Source organism: Microcystis sp. LE19-195.1E, from assembly GCF_027532095.1.
Lineage (GTDB): Bacteria > Cyanobacteriota > Cyanobacteriia > Cyanobacteriales > Microcystaceae > Microcystis > Microcystis aeruginosa.
Map to the genome: position 1 here is coordinate 1 of NZ_JAPZSZ010000332.1, position 4599 is coordinate 4599.

Below are 4599 nucleotides of genomic sequence, written 5' to 3' on the forward strand. Positions count from 1 at the left end.
GTGGTCAATTACCTAATTTTCAGGGAAAAAATCCCTAAATTTTCCCCCCAATCACTCCAATGGTAGGCACTTTTTCAGGGAAAAAAAGTCTAAAAGCCTTATCCAACAAGGTTTTTAGATTTATTCAGCAAACCCTAAATAGGATTTAGCATCAGAAACCCTATCGGGAATTTGCGATCGCATCTAGAGCCAAATTCAGTTTCAGCAGGTTAACCCCCGGTTCGCCGAAGATGCCGAGAAAGCGATCATCGGTGTTTTTGGTAACGAGGATCTCCACTTGATTCGTCGGTAATCCCCGCACCCTCGCCACCCGCTCGATCTGCGCTCTGGCGGCTTCCGGGGTGATGTGGGGATCGAGACTCGATCCGGAGGTGTACACCAGAGCTGCGGTGGGTTTAATTCCCGTCTTCTCTAATCGGGGAATCTCCCCCTCGATTGCTTTTTTCGGGTCGGAATCGGGTTTTCCTTTAATTCGATCGATCAATACGGGGTTACTGGGAGCTAGGTTACTCGCCCCCGAAATTCCGGTTTGCAGGACTTTGTTAGGATCGTTTTTCGGATCGGCCGTACTGTAGGCGGTGGTACTTGGACGACTATTGAAATAGCGATCGCTGGTGAAAGGTTGCCCAATTAGAGCCGAACCCACCACTTGACCTTGATTATTGGTGATCAAACTCCCGTTCGCTTGCCAGGGAAAAAGAATTTGACCGATGGCGATCATCGAGAAAGGATAGATCAGCGCAGTGATCACCCAGAGAACTAGGGTAGAACGGATGGCTCTACCGGCCTCGCGTGCAAAACTCATAATTAAAACCTCTCCGGTATAAAGATGACAAGGAACAGATAGATAAATAAAGCAAAGGCGACTAATCCTAAAAGGGTTAATGCGAAGGCTTGCCCCCTATCGATAGTGCTTCCCGTAGAAGCTTGAACGATGGAGGAGAAAAGAATTGTCAGACAGAAATTTAAGAAAATATACCAAAAAAATCGGTATTTTCTAGGGGCTGCTTTCATAAGAATTAGAGTTTTTTGGAGATTTGTTTTTGCCAGTAAATCAAGAAAATAGCTGTAGTTGTCGATAGGTTGTCTTGTTCCCCTTTTTCAATTCATAGTTAAGAATACATTGGCCTACATATCTAGCCAAATTAACAGGAACCGCATTGCCAATCATTTGTTCTAGATTAGATTTTGTTCCTGTAAAAATAAAGTCTTTAGGAAAAGTTTGAATATAGCTTCGCTCCCTCGTTGTTAGCGGTCTTAATTTTTCCTTGAGATGACAAGCATCACCGGGATGTTGTCGATAGGTTTTGGGAACTGGTCGATTTACTCCTCGAATAGTAGGGCTAGGTTCATAAATACTGAATATCGCCCTTCTTTGATAGCTTCTAGGATGTCTATAATAGTATTCTATATCTAATTCTTTGCCCATATAGTCAAATACAGTCAGAGGTTGACTTGATAGATTTTCATTAATTTCATCGATTAAAAAATCATCTTCTTCGTTCATTTTACCGATCAGAAAATATCTTTTTCTAGTTTGAGGAACTCCGCAGTAACAAGAATTAATAACTTTTCCAGTTAAACCATAACCATGACTTTTAAAAATTTGTTTTGCCTGAGTGAGTATTTTACTTTTCTCAATTCTATCCACATTTTCCATAACGAACCATTGGGGACTTACTCTAGTGACAATTTCAGCGAATGTGAGCGTTAGATTCGCTCGTCCTAAACCCTCGTTTCTCTTACCGGCACTGGAAAAGTCTTGACAAGGAGGGCTGCCGACAATAATCTCAGGATTATATTGAGCCAATATTTCTTGATTAGATTCTCTAGATAAATCGACATTAAATATCGGATGACTAAAGTTATTTCTATAGACATCTATAGCAGGTATCCAATTATCAAATGCGGCCACAATAGTAAACCCCGCTTTCTGGAAACCTAAAGATAAACCACCACAACCAGCAAATAAATCGATTGTGATCATTTTGCTCCCTCCTCTAAATTGACTCTCGAAAGCATAAAATAAATGATCGGAATCGGGAGCTAGACCGTATAACTCTTGTGTACTTAACTCCGCAGGTTGAATTTTTAAATTTTCGTCAAGTTTCAGATATACATTTTTCAGTCCTTTCCCATCCAAGTAAGCGCACAAAGAAGCTGGAAATGAGGAGTTAAATTGATTTTTACCCCATGTTTCTTTTTGGCTAAAATCCCGATTCAAGTGCTTCAATCCGAATAAACTAGGCTTAAATATTGCCGATTTTCCCATTACCTCAACCCGATCGCTGAAATTATCTCATCAATAATCTTAATAGCAATAAACGGCGCAATCATGCCTCCCACGCCGTAGATGAGGATATTGCGCCGCAATAGTTGGTCAGCAGTGAGCGGGCGAAATTGAACGCCTTTAAGTGCTAGGGGAATCAAAACGGGGATAATCAGGGCATTGTAGATCAGGGCTGAGACGATCGCCGATTGAGCGCTTTTCAAACCCATGATGTTTAAAGCACCGATCCCGGCAGCGGCGAAAATCGTCGGGATAATGGCGAAATACTTGGCGATATCGTTGGCTACCGAAAACGTGGTTAGGGCGCCGCGGGTAATGAGTAACTGTTTGCCGATGGTCACTAAATCGATCAGCTTGGTCGGGTCGGAATCGAGATCCACCATATTGGCCGCCTCCTTCGCCGCTTGGGTTCCGGAGTTCATCGCCACACCGACATTAGCCTGGGCCAGTGCGGGTGCGTCGTTGGTTCCGTCTCCCGTCATGGCAACTAACTTGCCCTTGGCTTGCTCGCGACGGATCACCTCGATCTTATCTTCTGGGGTGGCCTCGGCGATAAAATCATCCACCCCCGCCTCCGCCGCGATCACCGCCGCCGTGATCTGGTTGTCGCCGGTGAGCATGATCGTTCTCACACCCATGCGCCGTAATTGGTCGAAACGCTCTTTTAATCCTGGCTTCACGATGTCCTTGAGATAGATCACCCCGTAGATATCGTTACCCCGACAGACGGCCAGGGGAGTCCCCCCCAAACGGGAAACCCTTTCCTGTGCCTCATCGAGGGTCTCGGGAACAGAACCACCGCGGGAACGGACGAAACCTTTAATCGCGTCTACGGCTCCCTTACGGTATTCCTCGCCGGCCCTATCGGTGCCGCTCATGCGGGTACGAGCGGAGAATTCGATTCCCTCGCCGGGTTGGCCATCGATATCGAGGTTCGCGCCCAAATTCCGGGCTAAGGCAACGATCGAGCGTCCTTCCGGGGTTTCGTCGAAAAGGCTGGCCGCTAGACAGATGCGGGCTAATTCCTCGAGGTTATGACCGTTCACGGGGATAAATTCGTCAGCCAGTCGGTTGCCGAGGGTGATCGTTCCCGTTTTGTCGAGAAGGAGGGTATTCACGTCGCCGCAGGCTTCCACCGCGCGCCCGGAGGTGGCGATGACGTTAAACTGAGCCACACGATCCATGCCAGCGATGCCGATCGCGCTCAATAAACCGCCGATCGTCGTGGGAATGAGGGCGACGAGGAGCGAGATCAAGATGGCGATACTGGAACCGGCCCGAAAGGTATCCGCGACCGCCGGCCCGAGGCTCGTTTCCAGGAAACCGGCGATATAGTTCCCGATCGAGGGAATCGTGGCCACGACAATTAGAAAGACTTGGGTTAACACGGCCAGAAGTACCGTCAGCGCGATCTCGTTGGGGGTTTTCGTGCGCTCGGCCCCTTCCACAAGGGAGATCATGCGATCGATAAAACCCTGGCCGGGATCTTGAGTGATCCGCACTGTCAACTCGTCCGAGAGAAGCCTGGTGCCGCCGGTGACGGAACTGGCGATGTCGGTTCCGGGTTGTTTGAGGACGGGGGCCGATTCTCCGGTGATCGCCGATTCATCCACCGAACCGATTCCCTCGATCACTTCCCCGTCGGCGGGAATCACGTCCCCGGCCACCAGTTTTACCCGATCGCCCCGACCCAAGGCCGTGGAACTGACCGACTCGATCGAGCCGTCGGCAAGGATTTTCTGGGCCATCGTGTCGCTGCGGGTGGAGCGCAGGGCATCGGCCTGGGCTTTTCCCCGTCCCTCGGCGATCGCCTCGGCGAAGTTGGCGAACAGCACCGTGAAGAAGAGGATGAGGGTGATGATGCCGTTAAGTAGCCGTTGTTGTCCCCTATCCCCGGCGATCGTGCCGAATAGATGCGGGTCGATCGTGACCAGGGCCGTGACGATCGTTCCTAACCAGACCACGAACAGGACCGGGTTACGCACGGCGATGCGCGGGTCGAGTTTGAGGAAGGACTGCCGGATCGCGCGTTGATAGAGACCTGTCCGGTTTACCTTGGGGGTGTGGCGGCGGTCGTCCCTGCGACCTCTCGGCACTCGCAACGGGCGGGAGGATTTAGAATTTCCTTTGTTCGTTCTCATAAATTATCTAGGGCTGGTTGAATAAATCTAAAAACCTTGTTGGGTAAGACTTTTAGACCTTTTGTCAATCAAAAAGTACTGGATCTGGGAGTGATCGGGGGGAAATTTAGGCACTTTTTCCCTGAAAATTAGGTAATTGGCCACCTCAAAACTGGTAAAACCCCACAC

At 49.0% G+C, this 4599-nt stretch carries 4 protein-coding genes; all 4 read right to left on the minus strand.

Going from position 1 to position 4599, the window contains the following annotated elements; translation table 11 throughout:
* Window positions 1-160 precede the first annotated feature (160 nt).
* From kdpC to kdpB, 4 genes are read right to left on the minus strand one after another with little or no spacing between them, the layout of a single operon-like run.
* Window positions 161-805 (minus strand): K(+)-transporting ATPase subunit C, encoded by a 645-nt coding sequence (kdpC, locus tag O9300_RS17935; RefSeq protein ID WP_287973115.1) that lies wholly within the window; start codon window positions 803-805, stop codon window positions 161-163.
* A 2-nt stretch (window positions 806-807) separates the two neighbouring features.
* Window positions 808-1014: a potassium-transporting ATPase subunit F gene (locus O9300_RS19565; protein ID WP_190722330.1), complete on the minus strand. Its 207-nt coding sequence runs from the start codon at window positions 1012-1014 to the stop codon at window positions 808-810.
* Window positions 1015-1054: 40 nt separating this feature from the next.
* Window positions 1055-2272 carry a DNA cytosine methyltransferase gene (locus O9300_RS17940; RefSeq protein WP_287973117.1) on the minus strand — a complete coding sequence of 406 codons (1218 nt, stop codon included), beginning with the start codon at window positions 2270-2272 and terminating at the stop codon, window positions 1055-1057.
* Window positions 2272-4431 carry a potassium-transporting ATPase subunit KdpB gene (gene kdpB / locus O9300_RS17945; RefSeq protein WP_287973119.1) on the minus strand — a complete coding sequence of 720 codons (2160 nt, stop codon included), beginning with the start codon at window positions 4429-4431 and terminating at the stop codon, window positions 2272-2274. Before kdpB ends, O9300_RS17940 begins: the two co-directional genes overlap by 1 nt.
* Window positions 4432-4599 lie beyond the last annotated feature (168 nt).

Bases quoted from the DNA above. Each gene is read 5' to 3' on its own strand.
- kdpC (WP_287973115.1), bottom strand. From the start codon at position 805: ATGAGTTTTGCACGCGAGGCCGGTAGAGCCATCCGTTCTACCCTAGTT.
- O9300_RS19565 (WP_190722330.1), bottom strand. From the start codon at position 1,014: ATGAAAGCAGCCCCTAGAAAATACCGATTTTTTTGGTATATTTTCTTA.
- O9300_RS17940 (WP_287973117.1), bottom strand. From the start codon at position 2,272: ATGGGAAAATCGGCAATATTTAAGCCTAGTTTATTCGGATTGAAGCAC.
- kdpB (WP_287973119.1), bottom strand. From the start codon at position 4,431: ATGAGAACGAACAAAGGAAATTCTAAATCCTCCCGCCCGTTGCGAGTG.